Below are 20179 nucleotides of genomic sequence, written 5' to 3' on the forward strand. Positions count from 1 at the left end.
CCACCTGCGCCGGCAACGACACCCGGTTCGAGTTCGAGTGCTACGACACCGCCCACCTCTACAATCTGAAGTACTTCTTCGACCGCGGGCTGGTGAAGGCGCCGCTGTTCATCCAGACGGTGTTCGGGCTGCAGGGCGGCATCGGCTCGCACCCGGACGACGTGATGCACATGAAGCGCACCGCCGACCGGCTGTTCGGCGACCAGTACCGCTGGTCGGTGCTCGGTGCCGGGCGCAACCAGATGAACATCGCCGCGATGGCGGCGGCGATGGGCGGCAACGTCCGCGTCGGGCTGGAGGACAGCCTGTGGGGCGGCCCGGGGCGGCTGGCGCAATCGAACGCCGAGCAGGTCGCCCAGGTCCGCCGCATCATCGAAGGGCTGGGCCTCGAGGTCGCGACGCCGGACGACGCCCGCGCGATGTTGTCCCTCAAGGGCGGCGACCGCGTCGGGTTTTAGCCGGATCAGTCCACGGGATGCGAAAAGATCTTGCCCGGATTGAGGATGCCCTTGGGATCGAGCGCGCGCTTCACCGCCCGCATCGTCGCGATCTCGGCCGCGGAGCGCGACAGCCCGAGCTTGCCGCGCTTCTCCAGGCCGATGCCGTGCTCGGCCGAGACCGACCCTTGGAGCGCGGCGAGCGGCTCGTAGATCGCCGCCTCCACCTGCGCTTCGAGGGCGGGGTCGGGCAGCTGCGCGGTGTTCCAATGGATGTTGTTGTCGCCGACATGGCCGTAGGCGACGCTGCCCGCATCCGGGTGGATCGCGGCGATCCGGGCGCTCGCCTCGGCGACGTAGCCGGCCATGGCCGAGAACGGCACGCTGACGTCGAACGGACGGGCCAGCCCGGCCTCCCCCAGCAGCTCGACCCGGTCGCGGATGCGCCAGAGCGCGCGGCGCTGCTCCTCGGAGGCCGAGATCACGGCGTCGCGCACGATCTCCTCCGTCATCAGGGTTTCGAGCAGGCTCAGGAAGCGCGGCTCCTCCTCGGGCACGCACTCGACCTCGATCAGCGCGTAGTACGGGTGCTCCCGGTGCAGCGGCGGGGCGAAGCGGCCGGGCGCGGTCATCGCGCGGTAGAAGTCCGGCCACATCCCCTCGAAGGACGAGACCCGGCCCTGGAACGCCCGTTGCGCGCGGGAAAGGATGGCGGCGGCGGCGTCGACGTCGGCGCAGGCGACGACGGCGGTGGCGTAGCCGGCCGGCGCCGGGCGCAGGCGCAGCACCGCGCGGGTGACCACGCCGAGCGTCCCTTCCGTGCCGACGAAGAGCTGCTTGAGATCGAGCCCGGTGTTGTTCTTGATCAGCGGCCGCATCGACGACACCACGGTGCCGTCGGCGAGCACCGCTTCGAGGCCGAGCACCATCTCGCGCATCATGCCGTAGCGCAGCACCCGCAGGCCGCCGGCATTGGTGCTGATCGTGCCGCCGACCGTCGCCGAGCCGCGGGCGCCGAGGTCGAGGGGGAAGAACAGGTCTGCGGCTTCCGCTGCCGCCTGCACCGCCTCGAGGGTGGTGCCGGCGCGGACCACCATCGTCATCGCCAGGGGATCGAGCGCTTCGATCCCGGTCATGCGCTCCAGCGACAGGGCGATGTCGCCGGGTGCGCAGAGGATGCCGTCGACGAGGCCCGTGGCGCCGCCCCGCGGGACGACGACGCGCCCCGCCGCGTGGCAGGCCGCCAGCACCGCCGAGACCTCTTCGGTGCTGCGGGGCCGCACGAGCGCCGCCGCGGCGCAGGGCTCCGCGGCGCGGGTCCAGCTCGCGGGCCGGCTCGCCAACTCGTCGCCGACGACGAGGCCTCCGGGGCCGAGGAGGTCGGCGAGCCGATCGAGAAACGGGTCCGTCATGGGTGTGCGGCGGGTTCGGCGGCGGGGAAAGGTTCGTGATGTCTACACGATCGCGTCAGAGGCCGAAGCCGGCCGGCGCGTGACATCGCGCACCTGCGCTCGGGGGAGCGGCCCCGTCGGCGCCCTGGACCGTCGCCTACCGCATTGCAGCATCCCACCGGCCGGGCTTCCGCGGGGAAACCCAGGTCATACGGTCCGGCGCTTCGAAAACCGCGGAGCGCGCCATGGGAACCTATACGCTCGCCATCGCCGACGGCGTCCTGTTCGCCTGCCTGCCGGACGAGGCCGACATCGGCTCGGCCATCGCGGAGGCCGCCGCGACCAATTACGGCGCCGGCCTCGCCCTCAGCATCGTGCGCGGCACCGAGCTGACCGATGCGGCGCGCCCGGACGACGACGTGGTCTGGCGCGAGACCTCGGACAGCGAACTGCTCGACGCGGATGGCCGCCGCTATCGCTACGCCGTGCGCCGGGCGGCCTGACGGAGAAGCGCCCATGATCCTTGGATCACGGGCCGCGAGGCGGCCTCCCCCGCGGTGCAGACCGTCCTAGCGGCAGGAGCGCGGCAGGCGCCGCTTCCAACGTTCGCCCGGTGCGAGCGCGGGCTTGGCCGTGCGGGGCGTCACGACCTTGCGCGACGCCGTGGGCGCCGGGGCGACCGGCGTCGGGCGAGCCTGGACCGGCGGGATCGCGGCGACGGCTGGCTCGGAGGCGGCGTCGGCGATGTCGGCGAACGACCAGATCGCCGCGGGCCGCGCCAGCTCGGGCCGCGCAGCCTCGGCGTGCGATCCCTCGGGGCGCGCCTGCGGCGGCTTCACCCGCCGGACCCGCGGCAGTCGAGGCTCGCGCGCGGAGGCCGGCTCGACCGTCTCGGGCTCCGGCTCCGGCTCGGCCACGATCAGGCTCGGCAGGATGCGCCGCGGCTTCTCCGCCGGCGCCGCGGGCGCCGGGGCGGCGGCCTCGTCGGGCCAGAACGCGTCGAAGGGCGACGGGGTCTCGGGCGCCGGATCCAGCGCGGCCCAGTTCACGGGCGACGGGGTGGGGTCTTCCGGCCAGGACGGGGTATGGCGGTTCTTCGACTTGACCTCGACGGTAAAGGACCGTCGCACACGGCTGCGCAACATGCGGCGTATGATTCTCTTCGATTTGGGGCAGGAACGCGCGAGCGCGTACCGTATTCCATGACGGTTCTTCCGCATCTTGTCGAGGCGAAGGTGAGAAATCGGTTTCCGATACCGCCATCTTGAGCGGACAAGACGGGTTTCGTCGCCCGCATCAGGCCGTGCGTGCCGCCGGCTCCAAGACTTCGGGTGTCGCGTTTTCCGGTGCCGAGGTCTCCGGTGCCGGGGTCTCCGGTTCCAAGTTTTCGGGTGTCGCGTTTTCCGGTGCCGGGGTCTCCGGCTTCCGCTCTGCGTCGACGGTCACGGCGCCGGTCTTGTCGAAACGCAGCCGCACCGGGAACGGCGCCGCCTCGGCGTCGGTCGCGGCGACAGCCAGGAGGCTGATCCGCGGGCCGCCGCTGGTCACGGCCGTCATCAGGGCGTCGGCGCCGCCGTCCAGATGCGGAATCGTGCCGTCAACGACGAGGATCTCCGGGCGCCGCAGGATCGCGCGGGCGAGATCCACGATGGCCTGCTGGCGCGGCGTGAGCAGGCGGCCGCGGTTGCCCACGTTGAACTCCAGCCCGCGCAGGCGGATGCCGCGTTCGAGGTCGAACTCCTTCACGACGAGGCGGACCTGGCGCTGGATCTCGGCCTCGCCGTGCATGCGCGCGGTGTTGATCCGGCCGAAGAGCAGCGCGTCGAGCACCGAGCTGTGCCGGTTGATCCGCTCGGGATCGTAGGGCTCCACGTCCTCTTCGCCGTCCTCTTCGCCGTCCTCCCGCCGCAGGGCCTCGCGGATCGCGTAGCGCGCCGCCACGAGGCGGGCCTCATAGGGCCCGTCGAGGAGGCCGAGGCGCTGGCGCGGCTCGACGTAGGCCAGCGCCAGGGCGAGGAACGCCTCGTTGTCGGCGGCCGGGGGCGTCTCGTCGGCGTCCAACACCGAGAGCCGCTGCTCGAAGACCGGCAGCTCGTCCGGCGCGATCAGCGAGAACCGTCGGAACAGCGGATGGCCCGGAGGCACGTCGCGGAAGATCTCGACGAGGTTGCGGGCGATCGCCACGCCCATCCGGGCGAGGTCGTCGAGCAGGAACAGCTTGTCCAGCGCGGCGCGGAAGCGCGGCTCGGCGGCGAGGTCGCGCCCGGTCAGCGCCGGCACGGTGGGGACGCCGAACAGGAGGTTCTCGGCGATCGTCGCCTGCTCGTTGTAGCGCCGCGGATCGAAGGGGATCAGGAGGTCGCCCATGCCCGCGGCGGCGAAGTGCTGCTGCAGGTTCCGGCGCGCGGCGACGACCCGGCGCCCCGGGTCGGAATCGTGGCGCACGAGGCTGTAGGCGCCAAGGCCGAAGCGGTAGAGGTCGTCGCCCATGCCGAGGCGGTTCAGCAGGTCGAGCATGCGGGCGTCGAGGGCGGCGGCGTCCGCGACGCCGAGGGCGGCGTAGTCGATCCACGGATCGCCCGCGTCCTCGATCGGGTTTCCCGTGCGCCGGGCCTCGGCGCGGCGGCGCCGCGCGCGCTCGGGGCTGGCCGCGTCGTCGCGGATCACCGGGCGCCGGCGCAGGCCGTAGGCGAGGTTGTCGCGGATCGTGCCGGGGAACAGCACCGGCTCCGGCCCGGCATAGGCGATCGCGCGGGCGCGCCGGGCCTGCGGCAGGGTGGCGACGTCCACGCCGCCGACCCGCACCGTCCCGCCCTGCGGCACCTGCAGCCCGGCGACCAGGCGTGCGACGACGTGGCCGAGGCCGCCTGCCGGCGCCAGGATCGCCGCCTGCACCGGCATCGCGAGGCTGACGCCGCCGAGTTCGAGCGCGGGGCCGCCGAGGGGATCCTTGAGGCTGACGCCGTCGAGCTCGAGCGGGCCGCCGAGCGGCCGAACCAGGTCCTCGCCCTCGGGCTCGGACGGCCGCAGCCGGTGCGGCGCGAAGTGGGCGGCGACCGTCTCGTACTTCACCTCGACGTCGAGGCGCTGCTGGTCCCAGTCGATCAGCTCCTTCAGCGGCGGCGGCAGGTCTCGGTAGGCGGCCAGCACCGCCACGAGCTGGCCGATGTCGAGCTGGCCGCGCAGCGCGAACAAGCCGCCGATCGCGTAGAACAGGAATGGCGTGATCTGTGCGAGAAGGTTGTTCAGGTACTTGACGAGAAACTTGCGTCGATAGATGCGCAATCGCAAATCGTAGAGGCTGAACAATCGCCCGCCGATCTCGGCGCGCTCCCAGCGGCCGGTGTCGTTGACGGTGACCGCCTCGAGCCCGTCCAGCACCTCGCCGACCCGGCCGGCGAAGCTGCGCGACGCGATCTGCCGCCGCCGGCTTAGTCGGATGATCTCGCGGCGCAGGCGCGGGATCACGATGATCTGCACCATCACGATCGACCCGGCGACGAGGCCGAGCCACAAATTCTGCATCAGGATGAAAATCAGCGCCGTCGCCGCCTGGGTCCCAAGGAAGCACGGCACCACCAGCGCGTCGCCGATGAAGGCGCCGATCGGCTCGACTTCGTCGCGGATGATGGTCGCGGTCTCCGACGACTTCACCTCGCGGGTGGTCTCCGGCGTGAAGCGGAGCATCAGCGAGAACAGCTCGAAGCGCAGGCGCCGCAGCATGCGCTCGCCGAGGACGCCCTTGCTCAGGTTGATCCAGAATTTGAACGCGCCGTTGATCAGCACGAGCGTCAGGAACAGCCCGGACAGCCCGAACAGCAACCCGGTGCGGTCGACCTGGAAGCCGGAGAACAGCACGTCCTCGTCGCCGCCGAGCCAGCCGGGCCAGTGGATGATCAGGTCGAGGAAGTCGACCGTGTCGTGCCCGTTCTTGAACGCCTTGCCGGAGATGGCGTCGTTGACGATGCGCTTGGGCAGGTCGAGCGAGGCGAAGTAGAACGGCAGCGACGCGAGCACGACGGCGCAGATCGCGAGCTGGTCGCGCCGCGAATGCCGCCAGATATAGCCGAAGAGCGTCGGCTCCAGATCGCGCATCACCCCTCCCCGGCCTTCGCCACGCTCCCCATACAGCCTCGTAGGCCCGCGCGTCACACGCATGTCACCCTGCGACGGAAAGGCGAAGTGCGGGCGTGCGACAGCTCACAGGTGCCGCCGACCGTCACGGCCGTCCTCCCGCGGGCATTGTCACGGCGGCCCGGCTTGTGCGACCGCAGGCCGGCTGCGACGCTGCGAGTGCGGCGGCGCGGCCGAGAGGCGGATCGCGATGCGGCAAGGGGGCGTTCGAGGATGAGACCGTGATGCGCGCGAGCCGCGTCCTGATCTATAGCCACGACACCTTCGGGCTCGGGCACCTGCGCCGCTCGCGCACGATCGCGAACGCGCTCGCCGGCACCGGCGAGGTCGAGGCGGTGATCGTCTCCGGCTCCGCGGTGGTGGATCGGTTCGCCTTCGCCCGCGGCGTCTCCGCGGTGCGGGTGCCGGGCGTGACCAAGCGGCCCGACGGCAGCTATGCCGGCCTCGACCCGCAGGTGCCGCTGCCGGAGACGGTGGCCCGGCGCGCCGACATCGTCCTGCGCACCGCGCGGGACTTCCGGCCGGACCTGCTGATCGTCGACAAGGAGCCGACGGGCTTCCACGGCGAGATGCTGGCGACGCTGGAGCATCTGCGCGCCCGCGACTGCCGCGTGGTGCTGGGCCTGCGCGACGTCCTCGACGCGCCCGAGCTGCTCGCGCCGGAATGGGAGCGCAAGGGGTCCTCCGAGGCGGTCCGCAGCTTCTACGACGAGATCTGGGTCTACGGGCTGTCGCGCATCCACCGGCCGCTGGCCGCGCTCCCCGTCGGCGCCGACTTCGCCGACCGCACGACCTATACCGGCTACCTCCGCCGCGCTGCGCCCCCGCCCCGTCCCGACCGGGCCGAGCCCGGCGTCGCGGCCGAGCCGTTCATCCTGGTCACCGCCGGCGGCGGCGGCGACGGCGACGGGCTGATCGACTGGGTGATCTCGGCCTACGAGGCCGACCCCGGCATCCCGCTGCCGGCGCTGGTCGCCTTCGGCCCCTTCCTGGCGCCGGAGAGCCGTGCGGCGTTCCTCGCGCGGATCGCGCGGATCGGACGGAACGTCTCGGCGATCACCTTCGACAGCGAGATAGAGTTGTTGATGGAGAAAGCCAGCGGCGTAGTAGCCATGGGCGGCTACAACACGTTCTGCGAGATCCTATCCTTCGACAAGCGCGCGGTGCTGGTGCCGCGCACGACCCCACGTCGGGAGCAGGAAATTCGCGCGACGGCCGCCGAGAGCCTCGGTCTCGCCCGCACCGTGCTGGAGGCGGACGGGCGCGATCCTGCGCGCATGGCGGCTGCGCTCCGCGCCCTCCCCGACCAGGCGCGTCCCTCGCGCGCGAACATCCCGGACCTGCTCGGCGGCCTCGACCGGATCGCCGAGCGCGTCCGCGCGCTGAACGCCGCCGCCCCGGCTCTCGCGCTCGGGGACCGGGCGTGAGCGAAGCCCGCATCGCGATCGTGCTGAAGGGCTATCCGCGGCTGTCGGAGACCTTCATCGCCCAGGAGATCCTGGCGCTCGAAGGGCGCGGCCTCACGCTGGCGATCTGGTCGCTGCGCCGCCCGACCGACGCGAGCCGCCATCCGATGCACGGCGCGATCGCGGCGCCGGTCTCCTACCTGCCCGAATACCTGCACGAGGCGCCGCTGCGGGTGCTGCGGGCGCTGGCCTCGGGCCTTCGGCGCCGGCGCTTCGGCGCCCTGGTCCGACAATTCACGGGGGATCTGCTGCGCGATCCGACCGCCTCGCGCGTGCGCCGCCTCGGGCAGGCCCTGGTGCTGGCCCGGGAGCTGCCCGACGCGGTCAATCACCTGCACGCGCACTTCCTGCACACGCCGGCCAGCGTCGCCTGCTACGCCGCGCTGCTGACCGGGCGAAGCTGGAGCTTCTCGGCCCACGCCAAGGACATCTGGACGACGCCTGACCGGGAACTCGCCGACAAGCTCGCCGACGCGGCCTGGGGGGTGACCTGCACCCGCGACGGGCTCGGGCGCCTGCGGGCGGTGTCCGGACGCGTTGACCCGGAACCCGGCCACGTCGCGCTCGCCTATCACGGCCTCGACCTCGCGCGGTTTCCCGAGCCGGCTGCCCGCCCGCCGCGGGACGGCACGGATGCCGGCGACCCGATCCGCCTGCTCTGTGTCGGCCGCCTCGTCCCCAAAAAAGGGCACGACGACCTGATCGAGGCGCTGGCGAGCCTGCCGCCGACCTTGAACTGGCGCCTCGACCTCGTCGGCGGCGGCGAGTTGCGGGACGCTCTGAAGGCTCGCGTCACCGAACGTGGGCTCGCATCTCGCATCACCTTCCACGGTGCGCTGGCCCAGCCGGCGGTCGTTGCGGCGATGCGGGCGGCCGACCTGTTCGTGCTGCCGACCAAGCCTGCGCCCTCCGGCGACCGCGACGGCCTGCCGAACGTGCTGATGGAGGCCGCATCGCAGGGGCTGCCAATCCTCGCCACGGCCTTCGCCGGGACGCCGGAGTTCATCAACGACGGGGTCGAAGGATGCCTGGTCCCGCCCGGCGATCCGGCGGCGCTGTCGGCGGCGATTCTCGCATTGGCCGGCGATCCGGCCCAGCGGCGGCGCCTCGCGGACGCCGCCCATACGCGCCTGCTGCAGGATTTCTCCCTCGACGCGGGCATCAACCTGATCGCCGGGCGGCTCGCCGCCTCGGCCGGGATCGAACTGCCGCGGCGCGCGGCGCCTGAGAGTTCGCCGGCGACGGGGGCCTGCGCATGCGGGTGCTGATCGCCGTCACGCACCTCCTCGGCGCCGGGCACCTGACGCGAGCCGCCGCAATCGGGCGCGCCTTCGCCGCCGCCGGCCATGCGGTGACGCTGGCGTCGGGCGGCGACCCGGCGCCGATAGTGCGGCTCGACGGCCTTCGCCACGTCCAACTGCCGCCGCTGCACGTCAACGGCACCGCCTTTACAAAACTCCTCGGCCCGGACGGGCAGGAAGCGGGTGCCGACCTGCTTGCAGCGCGCCGGGCACGGCTCCGGCAAGCGCTGGACGAGGCCGCGCCCGACGTGGTCGTCACCGAGCTATTCCCCTTCGGTCGCCGGGCGCTTGCCGCCGAATACCTCGACCTCGTCGAGGCCGCCGCGGCGCGGCGCCCGCGCCCACTTATCCTCGCCTCGATCCGCGACGTGCTCGTCGCGCCGGCCAAGCCCGAGAAGGTCCGCATCGCCCACGCGCGGATCGCCGCGCTGTACGACGCGGTGTTGGTGCATGGCGATCCCGCCCTCCTCCCCCTCGACGCCTCCTGGCCGGTAGACGCGGGGCTGCGGCCGAAGCTGCGCTACACCGGCTACGTCAACGAGGCGTCCGAGCCGGTCGAGGCGGGCGCGACCCGCTCGGGCATCCTGGTCTCGGCCGGATCGAGCGCGGCCGGGCGCGACCTCTGCCGCGCAGCGGCCGACGCCGCACGGCAGCGCCCGGACCTCGGCTGGCGCATCCTCGCCGGCAACGGCATCGCGCAGGCCGCGTTCGACGCCCTGGGGGCGGAGCTCGCAGACGGGGTGCTGACGCGGGCGGTGCCAAATTACCGGCCGCTGCTGGCGCGGGCGGCTGTGTCGGTGAGCGCCTGCGGCTACAACACCGCCGTGGACCTCCTCGCCACCCGGACGCCCTCCGTGCTGGTGCCGTTCGCGGCCGGTGCCGAGACCGAGCAGAGCCTGCGTGCCGAGCATCTTGCCGCCCGCGCCATTGCCCGAGTCGTGCCCGAGAGCGCGCTCTCCGCGTCCGCCCTCATCAAGGCGGTGGAGGCGGCCAGTGCGGAGCCGGCGCCTGACGCGCACAGCATCGATCTCGGCGGAGCGAAGCGGACCGTTGCGATCGTAGAATCGATCTTCGCGGCGCGCGGTGGGACCGAATGGGCAAACAGGAGCCCTTTCGACCGCCTGCGCGCCGTCCTCGACGACGCGGGTGAGAACGGCCGCGCGGTTTCGATCTGGTGGCGCGACGACGACGCTGTCGCCGCGACCCCGGCGCTCGACCGGCTGCTTGCACTCGCCGAATCGGTTGCAGCACCGCTCCTCATCGCGGCGATCCCGGCAGGCGTCGCGCCGTCCCTCGGCGCGCGGCTCTCCGATTGTGGGAGGGTCAGCCTCGCGGTGCACGGCCTCGCGCATGCGAACCATGCGGCGCCCGGCGGCAAACCGTCTGAATTCGGCGCCGACCGGACCCTGCTGTGCGCCGTCGCCGACGCCGCGGAGGGGCTGCGCTTAGCCCGCGCACGGCTTCCGGCGGATCGGCTCCTGCCGGTGTTCGTGCCACCGTGGAACCGCTTCGCGCCCGACCTCGCCGCCGCTCTGCCAGCGCTCGGTTATCGCGGCCTGTCGTCCGTACCAGCGGCGGCGGTACCCGGCCTCGTGCGCGCCGACGTAATGCTCGATCCGATCGACTGGCGCGGCACGCGCTCGCTCGTCGATCCAGAGCGGCTGGTCGATACCTTGTGTAGGGCGATCACGGAGGAAGCCAGCGGCCCGATCGGTCTGCTCACCCATCATCTGGCCCACGACGCAACGATCTGGGACTTCCTCGATGCGCTGCTCGCACTCCTGGCCCGGCACCCGGCGGTGGCAATCCGCGACCCACGGCAACTGTTCCAGGCGTCGGCGGTGGACGGGGTGACGCCGGCGTGCTGGACTCGCTGCGCCGACGTGCCCGCGAGGATCGCTTGAGCCCGCTCCTGTCCATCCAGAACCTGCAGGTCGACTTCGGCGGCCACGGTGCGCCGTTCCGCGCCCTGCACGGCCTTTCTCTCGACGTGACGCGCGGGCGGACGCTGGCGCTGGTCGGGGAATCCGGCTCGGGCAAGTCGGTGACCGCGCAGGCGATCCTGCGCATCCTGCCGCGGGCGGCCACGATCAGCGGCGGCCGCATCCTGTTCGACACCGGCCGCGGCGCGACTGACATCGCCGCGCTTCCCCCAGACGGACCGGAGATGCGCGCGATCCGCGGAGCCGGCATCGCGATGATCTTCCAGGAGCCGATGACCTGCCTGTCGCCGCTCCATACCATCGGCGACCAGGTCGGTGAGGCGCTGCGCATCCACGCGAACGCCAGCCGCGCCGAAGCCGACGCGCGGGCGAAGGATGCCTTCGCCCGCGTCGGCTTCCCCGACCCGGAGCGCGCGCTCCACACCTACCCGTTCGAGCTCTCGGGGGGCCTGCGCCAGCGAGCGATGATCGCGATGGCGCTGATCCTCAAGCCCGCCCTGTTGGTGGCCGACGAGCCGACGACGGCGCTCGACGTGACGACCCAGGCCCAGATCCTCGCGCTGCTGACCCGGCTACAGGACGAGACCGGCATGGCGATCCTGCTGATCACCCACGACCTCGGGGTCGTCGCCAACGTGGCCCACGACGTGGCGGTGCTGTATCGCGGCCGCCTCGTCGAGGCCGGCCCGCGCGACACGGTGATGCGAAAGCCCGGCCACGCCTACCTCAAAGCGCTGCTCCACGCCGTACCGCGCTTCGACATGGCGCCGGGCGAGCGCCTGACGCCGATCCGCCCGGCGAAGGCGGTCATCCAGCCGGCGCGCAAGCCCGTCGCGATCGACAGCCCGATCCTGCGCGTCGCCGGCGTCTCCAAGACCTTCACCCTGCGCTCCGGGCGGTTCGGCGGCCCGCCGCGGGTGGTGCGGGCGGTCTCCGACGTGTCGCTCGACCTCGCCCCCGGCACGACGCTCGGCCTCGTCGGCGAATCCGGCTCGGGCAAGACCACCGTGTCGAAGATGGTGATGCGTGCGCTCACCCCCGATTCCGGCCGGGTGCTGTTTAACGACGGCAGCGGCCCGCGTGACATCCACGCCCTGGCCGGCGCCGACCTGTTCGCCTACCGCCGCGCCGTGCAGTTCGTGTTCCAGGACCCCTACGCCTCCCTCGATCCGCGCATGACCGTGCGCCAGATCCTGACCGAGCCGATGGAGATCCACGGAATCGGCACCCGCGAGCGCCGGGCGCGGGCCGAGGCGCTGATGGCTATGGTCGGCCTTGAGGCCGGCGCGCTCGGGCGCTATCCGCACGCTTTCTCCGGCGGCCAGCGCCAGCGCATCGGCATCGCCCGCGCACTCGCCCTCGATCCGAAGGTGCTGGTACTCGACGAGCCGGTCTCGGCGCTGGACGTCTCGGTGCAGGCGCAGATCCTGAACCTGCTGAAAGACTTGCAGGCCGCGCTCGGCCTGTCCTACCTCATCGTCTCCCACAACCTCGCAGTGATCGACTACATGGCGGATACCATTGCGGTGATGTGCCGTGGGCGGATCGTGGGGCAGGCCCCGAAGGCCGCCCTGTTCCGCAACCCGGTTCACCCCTACACCCGCGCCCTGCTCGCCGCGGTGCCCGACCCGAGCCTCGACCACCCGCTCGATTTCTCTGCGATCACCGGCGACCATTCCGACCCGGTCCGTTGGCCGGAACCGTACCGGCTGGCGCCGGACGAGGCCGGGCACATGGTCGAGATCGAGCCGGGCTACTTCGTCCGGCAAGGCGCGGCCGACGCGCGGCGCGCCGCATGAGCGCGCCCCACCCGTCGCGCACCCTGGAACGCCTTCGCCGCCGGGTGCTCGCGCCATTCTTCGACCGGCTCGGCTACGACCTCGTGCCCGCCGCCCCCGACTGGTCGCACCGGCCGACCTCGCCGCGCGAGGTCGAGCTACTCCTCCGCTTCGCAGCCGAAAGTCTGGAGCGCGACCTCGCCTCGTCGGGGATCGCGACCGCGCTCGACGTGCACGCGGCGACGCGACAGTTCTGGGCGTTGATCCCGACGGCGCCGGTACGCCAGCGGCGCGGCGGCAGCGGCTTCAACGGCGCGCTCCAGCTCTATGTCGCAATGCGGGCGCTAGCGCCGGCCACGGTGATCGAATCCGGCGTGTTCCGCGGGCTGACGACCTGGGTAATCCGGCAGGCCTGCCCGGATGCGACGATCCATTGCCACGATCCGGACCTGTCGAACCTGCACTATCGCGACCCGCGGGCGCATTACAGCACCGCCGACTGGTCGACGGCAGACTGGTCGCGGCTCGATCCGGCGAAGACGGTCGCGTTCTTCGACGACCACGTCTCGCAGGCGCGCCGCGTGGTCGAGGCTCGGTGCTTAGGGCTCAATCGCCTGCTGTTCGACGACGACGCCGCCGGCCATCGCATCCACGCCCACGGCGGCCCGGCGCACCCGACCATCGCGATGATCGAGACCCTTCGCGATGCGTCTCGGCACGCTGCAGCCGAACCGATCCGCTGGCAGCGCAACGGCCGCAGCTTCGAACAGGCGATCGACGACCCGCTCGCCCGCGAAGCCGCCGCCGGCATCGCCCACGCCCACGCTTTCGACGACCTGCACCGCGCGACCGGCTACTCGCCGGCGCGGCTCACCTACGTGTCGGTGCATCCCCCGGTGCCAACCGCGAGCGGGAGGGCGGCGTGAACGATCGGGACAGGCACGACGTGCACATGTCGGATGGCGGCCTATCCCGCCGCGCGTTTCTGGTCGGCGTCGCGGTCGCCCCGGTGGCCTTCCTCGTCCCACGTTTCGCCCGCGCGGGTACCCCAGCGCCAGGGCCACCCGAAACCCCGCTGGTCGTCGATCCCCTCACCGCCGGGCGGAAGCTCGGCACGCGCGGCGGGACGATCCGCACGCTGATCGCGAAGGCGCGGGACGTTCGCTACCTCTCGGTCTACGGCTACACCCGCCTCGTCGGGTACGATGCCGACCTCGTACTGCAGCCCGACGTGCTCGCCGCTGTCGCGGTCGAGGGCGGACGGTTCACCTTCACCCTGCGCAAGGGCCACCGCTGGTCCGACGGTGAACCCTTCACCACCCAGGACTTCCGCTACTACTGGGAGGACGTTGCGAACGATCGTGACCTGAGTCCGGGCGGGCCGCCCGACTTCCTGCTGGTCGACGGCCGTCCGCCCGTGGTCGAGATCGTCGATCCGATGACCGTGCGCTACGTCTGGGAGCGGCCGAACCCGCGTTTCCTGCCGGCGCTGGCCGCACCACGCGACCCTCTGATCTACCGTCCGGCGCATTACCTCAAGATGGTCCACCCGCGATACGTCGGCCGCGACAAGGCCGAGGCGGCGGCCAAGTCTCAGAAGCTTCGCGGCTGGGCGGCGCTGCACAACCGGATGGACGACAACTACGAGCTCAACAATCCCGATGCGCCGACGCTGCAGGGCTGGCGCCCGCGGACTCGCGCGCCGGCGACGCGCTTCGTGTTCGAGCGCAACCCGCATTACCATCGCGTCGACACCGCGGGCACGCAGCTGCCCTACCTCGACCGCATCGTCATGGACGTGGCTTCGACCGGGCTGCTCGTCGCCAAGACCAATGCGGGCGAGGCCGACTTGATGTTTCGCGGCTTGACGATGCCCGACATCCCGAGCCTCAAGGAGGGCGAGCGGGCGCACGGCTACCGCACCAACCTGTGGCCGATGGCGCGCGGCTCGGAGATCGCGCTCTATCCGAACCTGACGACCCTCGATCCCGGCTGGCGCGCGCTCAACCGCGACGTGCGCTGGCGGCACGCCCTGTCGCTCGCCATCGACCGGCGAACGCTCAACAACACGCTGCTGTTCGGCCTCGGCACCGAGGGCAACGACACGGCGATCCCGGCGAGCAAGCTGTATTCCCCGGAGCTTCGCACCCTGAATGCCGGCTACGACCCTGCGGCGGCGGAAAAGCTCCTCGATGCGGCCGGCCTCGACAAGCGCGACGCCTCCGGCATCCGCCTCCTGCCGGACGGGCGGCTGCTCGAGCTTGTGGTCGAGAGCGACGGCGAGGCCTCGATGGTCCTCGACGGGCTGCTGCTGATCGGCGAATTCTGGCGCGAGGTCGGGATCAAGCTGGTGGTCAAGCCGCAGGAGCGGACGAACCTGCGCCGGCGGTCGATCGCCGGGATGACGGTGATGGTGGCGGCGCAGGGCCTCGACCTCGCTGTGCCGACGGCGATCATGCCGCCGACCGAGCTGAGCCCGGCGCAGAGCGACCACTATTCCTGGCCGCGCTGGAGCCTCCACGCCGAGACGCATGGGGCGAGCGGCGAGCCGTGCGACGTCGAGGCCGTCCACCGCCTGATCGACCTCGACCGGCAGTGGCGCGACACCGACGACGTCGGCAAGCAGGCCGAGATCTGGCGCGAGATGCTGATGAACCACGCCGAGAACACCTGGGTGATCGGCACGGTCGGCGGCGCGCTGCAGCCGGTGGTCGCGGCAGAGCACCTCGCCAACCTGCCAGTCAAAGCGCTGTACTCGTTCGAGCCGACGGCGATGATCGGCGTCCAGCGCCTCGACGAGGTGTTCTGGGATCGCCCCACAGAGCGCCAGGCATCGCTGCGATGATCGCCGTCCTTCGCCGCGTCCTCACCATGGCGGTGACGCTGCTGGTGATCTCCGCCCTGGTCTTCGCGATCATCAAGCTGCCGCCGGGCGACTTCCTGACAAATCGGATCATGGAGCTGCGCTCCATGGGTGAGGCGGCCTCGGTCGCCAAGGCCGAGTTGCTGATCCGGCAATACGGCCTCGATCGCCCGGTCACCGAACAATACCTGATCTGGGTCGGCCTGATGCCGGGGCCGGCGGGCTTTTCCGGGCTTCTCCAGGGCGATTGGGGCTGGTCGTTCGAGTACGATCGCCCCGTCTCCGAGGTGGTCGGCGACGCACTTTGGCTGACGCTGGTGGTCAACCTCGCGGCTCTGGTCTTCGTCCACCTGGTGGCGATTCCGATCGCGATCTACTCCGCAACCCATCGCCATACGGCGGGCGACGCGATCGTCACCGTGCTCGGCTATGTGGGATTGGCGGTGCCTGGGTTCCTGCTGGCACTGATCCTGCTGTTCTACGCCAACATCTGGTTCGGCCTGTCGATCGGCGGCCTCTACGACGCCTCGTTCACGGGCAAGCCCTGGGACTGGCCCAAGATCAAGTCGCTAGTAGCCCACCTCGCCGTGCCGACGCTGGTGATCGGTCTCGGCGGCACGGCGGCGATGATCCGGCGGATGCGGGCGAACCTGCTCGACGAGCTGGCCAAGCCCTACACGGTGACGGCGCGGGCCAAGGGGATGCCGCCGTTGCGGGCGCTGCTGAAATACCCGTTCCGGATGTCGCTGAACCCGTTCGTGGCCGACATCGGCAACCTGCTGCCGCACCTCGTCTCCGGCTCGGTGCTGGTCTCGCTCGTGCTAAGCCTGCCGACGGTCGGCCCGCTGCTGCTCGACGCGCTGAAGAGCCAGGACCAGTTCATGGCCGGCTTCATCCTGATGTTCGTGGCGCTGCTGACGCTTGTCGGCATGCTGATCTCGGACCTCGTCCTCGTCTGGCTCGATCCGCGCATCCGCATGGGGGCGCGCTGATGGTGCCCATGGCGCCTCACTTCGTCGATCCGGCGCCGTTCGACCCAGAGGCCGGCGGCGGCCGCGATTCCGGCACGGCCTACGCCTCGGCCTGGCGGCTGATCTTCCGCAAGTTCCTGGGCCACCGCATCGCCGTCGCCTCGGCGATCGTGTTGCTTGCGTTCTACGCAGCTGTACCATTCGTCGAGTTCCTGGCCCCCTACGAGCAGGCCAAGCGCAACGGCGACTACCTGTTCGCGCCGCCGCAGGGCCTGCACCTGTTCCACGAGGGCCGGTTCGTCGGGCCCTTCGTCTATCCCTACCGCGCCGAGCTGGACATGGAGACATTCCGGCGCGGCTACGTCACCGACACCGCCGCGCCGCAGCCGCTGCGATTCCTCTGCCGCGGCGACGCATACGCCGTCCCAGCGCTCGGCCGAGGCGACTGGCATCTGGTCTGCCCGTCCGAGGGCGGGACGCTCTACCTGTTGGGCACCGACCGCCTCGGCCGCGACCTGCTCTCGCGCATGATCTACGGCGCGCGGATTTCGCTGGTGATCGGCCTTGTCGGCGTCGCGATCTCGTTCGCCCTCGGGCTGCTGTTCGGCGGCGTCGCCGGGTATTTCGGCGGCCTCGTCGACGCGGCGGTGCAGCGGCTGATCGAGGTGGTGCGGTCGCTGCCCGAGTTGCCGCTCTGGCTCGCGCTGTCGGCGGCGCTGCCGCCGAACTGGAGCCCGCTCTGGGTGTTCTTCGGCATCACCATCATCCTCGGGCTGCTCGACTGGCCGGGCCTTGCGCGCGCGGTGCGCGGAAAATTGCTGGCTTTGCGCGAGGAGGACTTCGTGCAGGCCGCCGAGCTGATGGGTGCCTCACCCGCCCGCGTCATCGGCCGGCACCTGATCCCGAACTTCATGAGCCACCTCATCGCCTCGGCGACGCTGTCGATCCCGACGATGATCCTGGGCGAGACCGCGCTCTCGTTCCTCGGCCTGGGCCTGCGGCCGCCGGTGACGAGCTGGGGCGTACTCCTCAACGACGCCCAGAACCTCGCGGCAGTCCAGCTCTACCCCTGGCTGCTGCTGCCGGTGATGCCCGTGCTGGTCACGGTGCTGGCGTTCAACTTCCTGGGCGACGGGCTTCGCGACGCCGCCGACCCGTATCATTGAGGCGTGTGAGGGCGGGGCTCGCCCCGCGGCGCGCCCTGCCGCATAAGGCGGCGAGATCGCCCGCGAGGACAGTTCCGTGACCGTCACCCAGATCACCCATCACGACCTCGACGGCTACGGCGCCGTGGCGATCGTCGGCAACCATGTCGACGTGGCGCGGGTCGTCCACGTTCCGCGCTATTCCGACGTCGGCCCGGTAGTCGAAGAGGAGTTGAAGCGGCTCTCGAAGACGGACGCCTCCGAGACGCTGATCATGACCGATCTCGGGCTCGAACCGGTGGCGGTGAAGTTCCTGAAGAGCTTCGCCACGATGAACCGCAAGCGGGCCGAGGATGCTCGCCACCGCCTGATCGTCCTCGACCACCATGCTTCCTCGATCGACCAGCTTCGCCAGCACGGCGTCGAGCCGGTGGACGAGACGGCCTCGCCGAAGCGCTTCGACCTCGAAGACCCGGGCGTGGTCGTGCTGATCGACGAGACCTGCTGCGCCACCAAGATGGCGCATGCCAACCGCGCCCTCTACGCCGCGCGCGAGGGCGAGGACCTGACCGCCCTGGTCGAAGCGGTGGACGCCCTCGACCTGTGGAAGAAAGAGCGCCCAACCTTCGCCGGCGGGCTGATGCTCGACGAGGTGTTCTGGGACAACGTCGCCAACCTCGTGCCGGTCGGACATCCCTGGCACGACCGCTTCGTCGTGGCTTTGCTGCGCGCGGTGTCCGGGCTGATCGACGAAGGCCTCCCCCCTGCCGAGATCGAGACCCGCGTCGCCGCCTTGCGCCGGCAGGTGCTCGACAAGCTCCTCGAAGGCGAAACGGAGGACGATCGCACCCTGACCACTCGGATGCGGATCGCCCGCGTCCTGGCGCGCTCGGACGTGCTATTCCGGCCGCTCTCGGATGGGACCCTGATCTCGTTCGGCCTCGATTCCGGCACGTTCCAGCGCGTCTCGGACCTGATCATGGACCGCGGCGGCGCCAAGCGCGTGTGCAACGTTCAGCGCACCGGCTCGCTGTCATTCCGCTCCAACGACGAAACCGCGCTCGACGGGGCGCGCAAGTTCCGCGGCGGCGGCCACAAGGATGCCGCCGGCGGCAAGCTTCCCGCCGGCTCCGCCTTCTCCCTCGCCGACGCGATCGCCCAAGTCGAGCCGATCCTCAACCCGCCGCCGCCTGACCGTTCGGCAAGCCCCTTCGCGGCGTTGAAGGATTGGAAAGGGTAGTTCGTCTCCAAAAGTCGCAGGTAGATCGGATCGATTGTGCAATCGCTTCGCGATGGCTAGGATATTGCCTGGCTGAGATCTTGCTCGAAGTCTGTCCGTAGGACACACCGAATTTTTGCTGGGATCGTGCCAGCGTCGTCAACCGGAGTCGAGAAGCTCATGTCCGTTCGGCAAGGACCGCAGCGGCGGGCGCCGAGGAAGTCCGCGGTCGTCCCGGACGTGCCTGCGGATTCGCAGCGCCTCGACAACCAACTCTGTTTCGCCGTCTACGCCGCCGCGCATGCCTTCGGTCGCGCTTACCGTGCGCTGCTGGGCGAGCACGACCTCACCTATCCGCAATACCTCGTGCTGCTCGTGCTCTGGGAGGAAGAAGGCTTGTCGGTGAAGGAGATCGGCACGCGCCTCTTCCTCGATTCCGGCACCCTCACGCCGCTGCTCAAGCGCCTCGAGGCGTCGGGTCGCGTGCGCCGCGCCCGCGACCGGGCGGACGAGCGCCAGGTGAGCATCTTCCTGACCGACGCCGGGCGGGCCTTGCGCGAGCCGCTGGCTTGCATCCCCGACCAGGCCGGCGGCATGACCGGCCTCGACGTCGAGGGGCGTCGCGCCCTGCTCGACCACCTCGTCACCCTCCGCACCGGCCTTCACGACGGCACCGACGCCTGACCAAAGTCGTCTGATGCCGGGCAAACGAAAAGGGCCGCCACCGCTTGAGCGGGGCGGCCCTCAGCCTGTCCGGCCGGGTGGTCGATTGCCTCAGGCTTACCGCCGGGCGATCAGGTCCTCAGATCAGGTCTTGGACTTCAGGTAGGCGATGATGTCGTCGACCTTCTTTTCGTCCTTGATGCCCGGGAAGACCATCTTGGTGCCGGGGACCTTCTTCTTCGGGTCGGCGAGCCACTCCTTAAGGTTGGCCTCGTCCCAGGTGATGCCCGAGTTCTTCAGCGCCGCAGAGAACGCGTAGCCGTCGCGGCCCTCGCCGGCTTTCTCGCCGACGATGCCCTTGAGGTTGGGGCCGACGCCGTTCTTCTCGAAGTTGTGGCAGGACTTGCAGGGGGCGAACGCCTTCTCGCCTGCGGCCGCGTCGCCTTCCGCCTGGGCGGCGACCGGCAGGAGCAGGGCAAAGGCGGCGCCGAGGATGACATGACGCATCGGGGTATTTCCTCCGTTGTGACGGTTATGGCCGTCAGGCTTATGGCAGAGCTTTGTCGATTGGAACAGGTCGAAGGTGCAAACGCGGCTCGTGCCGTTCGGGCGCTGCGACCAAACGTTGCAGCATCCTCCACCTCGTTCCAGCCGGCCGATCGACGGCGGTGCGGGCTCGCCCATATTGGGCTAGACTGCCCACCAACAGGTCCCCGCGTCGCCGCCCGACACCTTTACCGCCCGCGCCTGACCGTAGGCTGAAGGATCGCCGGCGGCGCTTAGGGGACTTCGAAAATCCCGGAGGTTCACGCCATGTCCATCCGCTTCCCCGAGCCCGCCACGATCGCGTCGCGGCGCGCGACGACGC

Annotated in this window: 16 protein-coding genes; 12 read left to right on the forward strand and 4 right to left on the reverse strand. The window is 70.9% G+C overall.

What is annotated here, in order from left to right; translation table 11 throughout:
• Positions 1 to 458, forward strand: a 458-nt coding sequence (locus MFF13_RS23485; protein ID WP_238273081.1) for a beta-keto acid cleavage family enzyme, incomplete at its 5' end; no start/stop codon positions are given.
• A gap of 5 nt (positions 459 to 463) precedes the next feature.
• Here MFF13_RS23485 and MFF13_RS23490 read toward each other — a convergent pair.
• Positions 464 to 1849, reverse strand: a complete 1386-nt coding sequence (locus tag MFF13_RS23490; RefSeq protein ID WP_238273082.1) for an FAD-binding oxidoreductase — start codon at positions 1847 to 1849, stop codon at positions 464 to 466.
• Between the two features lie 224 nt (positions 1850 to 2073).
• Here MFF13_RS23490 and MFF13_RS23495 point away from each other — a divergent pair, with 224 nt between their 5' ends.
• The gene (locus tag MFF13_RS23495; RefSeq protein WP_147828506.1) at positions 2074 to 2331 is read left to right on the forward strand and encodes a hypothetical protein; all 258 of its coding nucleotides are present in this window, start codon (positions 2074 to 2076) and stop codon (positions 2329 to 2331) included.
• A 66-nt stretch (positions 2332 to 2397) separates the two neighbouring features.
• Here the strand turns inward: MFF13_RS23495 and MFF13_RS23500 are convergent, their stop codons facing one another.
• A complete protein-coding gene (locus MFF13_RS23500; RefSeq protein WP_147828505.1) occupies positions 2398 to 2973 on the reverse strand; it encodes a hypothetical protein in 576 nt (191 codons plus the stop codon).
• 151 nt (positions 2974 to 3124) lie between these two features.
• The gene (locus MFF13_RS23505; RefSeq protein ID WP_238273083.1) at positions 3125 to 5923 is read right to left on the reverse strand and encodes an ABC transporter ATP-binding protein; all 2799 of its coding nucleotides are present in this window, start codon (positions 5921 to 5923) and stop codon (positions 3125 to 3127) included.
• Positions 5924 to 6186: 263 nt separating this feature from the next.
• On the opposite strand from MFF13_RS23505, the gene MFF13_RS23510 reads away from it, so the two are divergent.
• The 10 genes from MFF13_RS23510 (at position 6187) to MFF13_RS23555 (ending at position 19332) form a co-directional block, all read left to right on the forward strand.
• Positions 6187 to 7389: a glycosyltransferase family protein gene (locus MFF13_RS23510; RefSeq protein ID WP_147828503.1), complete on the forward strand. Its 1203-nt coding sequence runs from the start codon at positions 6187 to 6189 to the stop codon at positions 7387 to 7389.
• Positions 7386 to 8696 carry a glycosyltransferase family 4 protein gene (locus MFF13_RS23515; protein ID WP_238273084.1) on the forward strand — a complete coding sequence of 437 codons (1311 nt, stop codon included), beginning with the start codon at positions 7386 to 7388 and terminating at the stop codon, positions 8694 to 8696. Before MFF13_RS23510 ends, MFF13_RS23515 begins: the two co-directional genes overlap by 4 nt.
• The gene (locus MFF13_RS23520; protein ID WP_147828501.1) at positions 8684 to 10633 is read left to right on the forward strand and encodes a glycosyltransferase; all 1950 of its coding nucleotides are present in this window, start codon (positions 8684 to 8686) and stop codon (positions 10631 to 10633) included. The genes MFF13_RS23515 and MFF13_RS23520 overlap by 13 nt, the downstream gene beginning before the upstream one ends.
• Entirely contained in the window at positions 10630 to 12471 is a 1842-nt protein-coding gene (locus tag MFF13_RS23525) for an ABC transporter ATP-binding protein (protein ID WP_147828500.1), read from the forward strand. The genes MFF13_RS23520 and MFF13_RS23525 overlap by 4 nt, the downstream gene beginning before the upstream one ends.
• Positions 12468 to 13376: a hypothetical protein gene (locus MFF13_RS23530; protein ID WP_238273085.1), complete on the forward strand. Its 909-nt coding sequence runs from the start codon at positions 12468 to 12470 to the stop codon at positions 13374 to 13376. Before MFF13_RS23525 ends, MFF13_RS23530 begins: the two co-directional genes overlap by 4 nt.
• A 26-nt stretch (positions 13377 to 13402) precedes the next feature.
• Positions 13403 to 15295 (forward strand): ABC transporter substrate-binding protein, encoded by a 1893-nt coding sequence (locus MFF13_RS23535; RefSeq protein WP_238273087.1) that lies wholly within the window; start codon positions 13403 to 13405, stop codon positions 15293 to 15295.
• Positions 15292 to 16305, forward strand: coding sequence for an ABC transporter permease (locus tag MFF13_RS23540; protein ID WP_147828498.1), 1014 nt, complete (start codon positions 15292 to 15294; stop codon positions 16303 to 16305). The genes MFF13_RS23535 and MFF13_RS23540 overlap by 4 nt, the downstream gene beginning before the upstream one ends.
• Entirely contained in the window at positions 16305 to 17450 is a 1146-nt protein-coding gene (locus MFF13_RS23545; RefSeq protein ID WP_187275102.1) for an ABC transporter permease, read from the forward strand. Before MFF13_RS23540 ends, MFF13_RS23545 begins: the two co-directional genes overlap by 1 nt.
• 76 nt (positions 17451 to 17526) lie before the next feature.
• A complete protein-coding gene (locus MFF13_RS23550; RefSeq protein WP_147828497.1) occupies positions 17527 to 18669 on the forward strand; it encodes a dimethylmenaquinone methyltransferase in 1143 nt (380 codons plus the stop codon).
• 219 nt (positions 18670 to 18888) lie between these two features.
• Entirely contained in the window at positions 18889 to 19332 is a 444-nt protein-coding gene (locus MFF13_RS23555) for a MarR family winged helix-turn-helix transcriptional regulator (RefSeq protein WP_238273086.1), read from the forward strand.
• Positions 19333 to 19455: 123 nt separating this feature from the next.
• Here MFF13_RS23555 and MFF13_RS23560 read toward each other — a convergent pair whose 3' ends face one another.
• Positions 19456 to 19818 carry a c-type cytochrome gene (locus MFF13_RS23560; RefSeq protein ID WP_147751661.1) on the reverse strand — a complete coding sequence of 121 codons (363 nt, stop codon included), beginning with the start codon at positions 19816 to 19818 and terminating at the stop codon, positions 19456 to 19458.
• Between the last annotated feature and the right edge of the window lie 361 nt (positions 19819 to 20179).

Source organism: Methylobacterium cerastii (assembly GCF_022179125.1).
In the GTDB taxonomy this organism is placed as follows: domain Bacteria; phylum Pseudomonadota; class Alphaproteobacteria; order Rhizobiales; family Beijerinckiaceae; genus Methylobacterium; species Methylobacterium cerastii.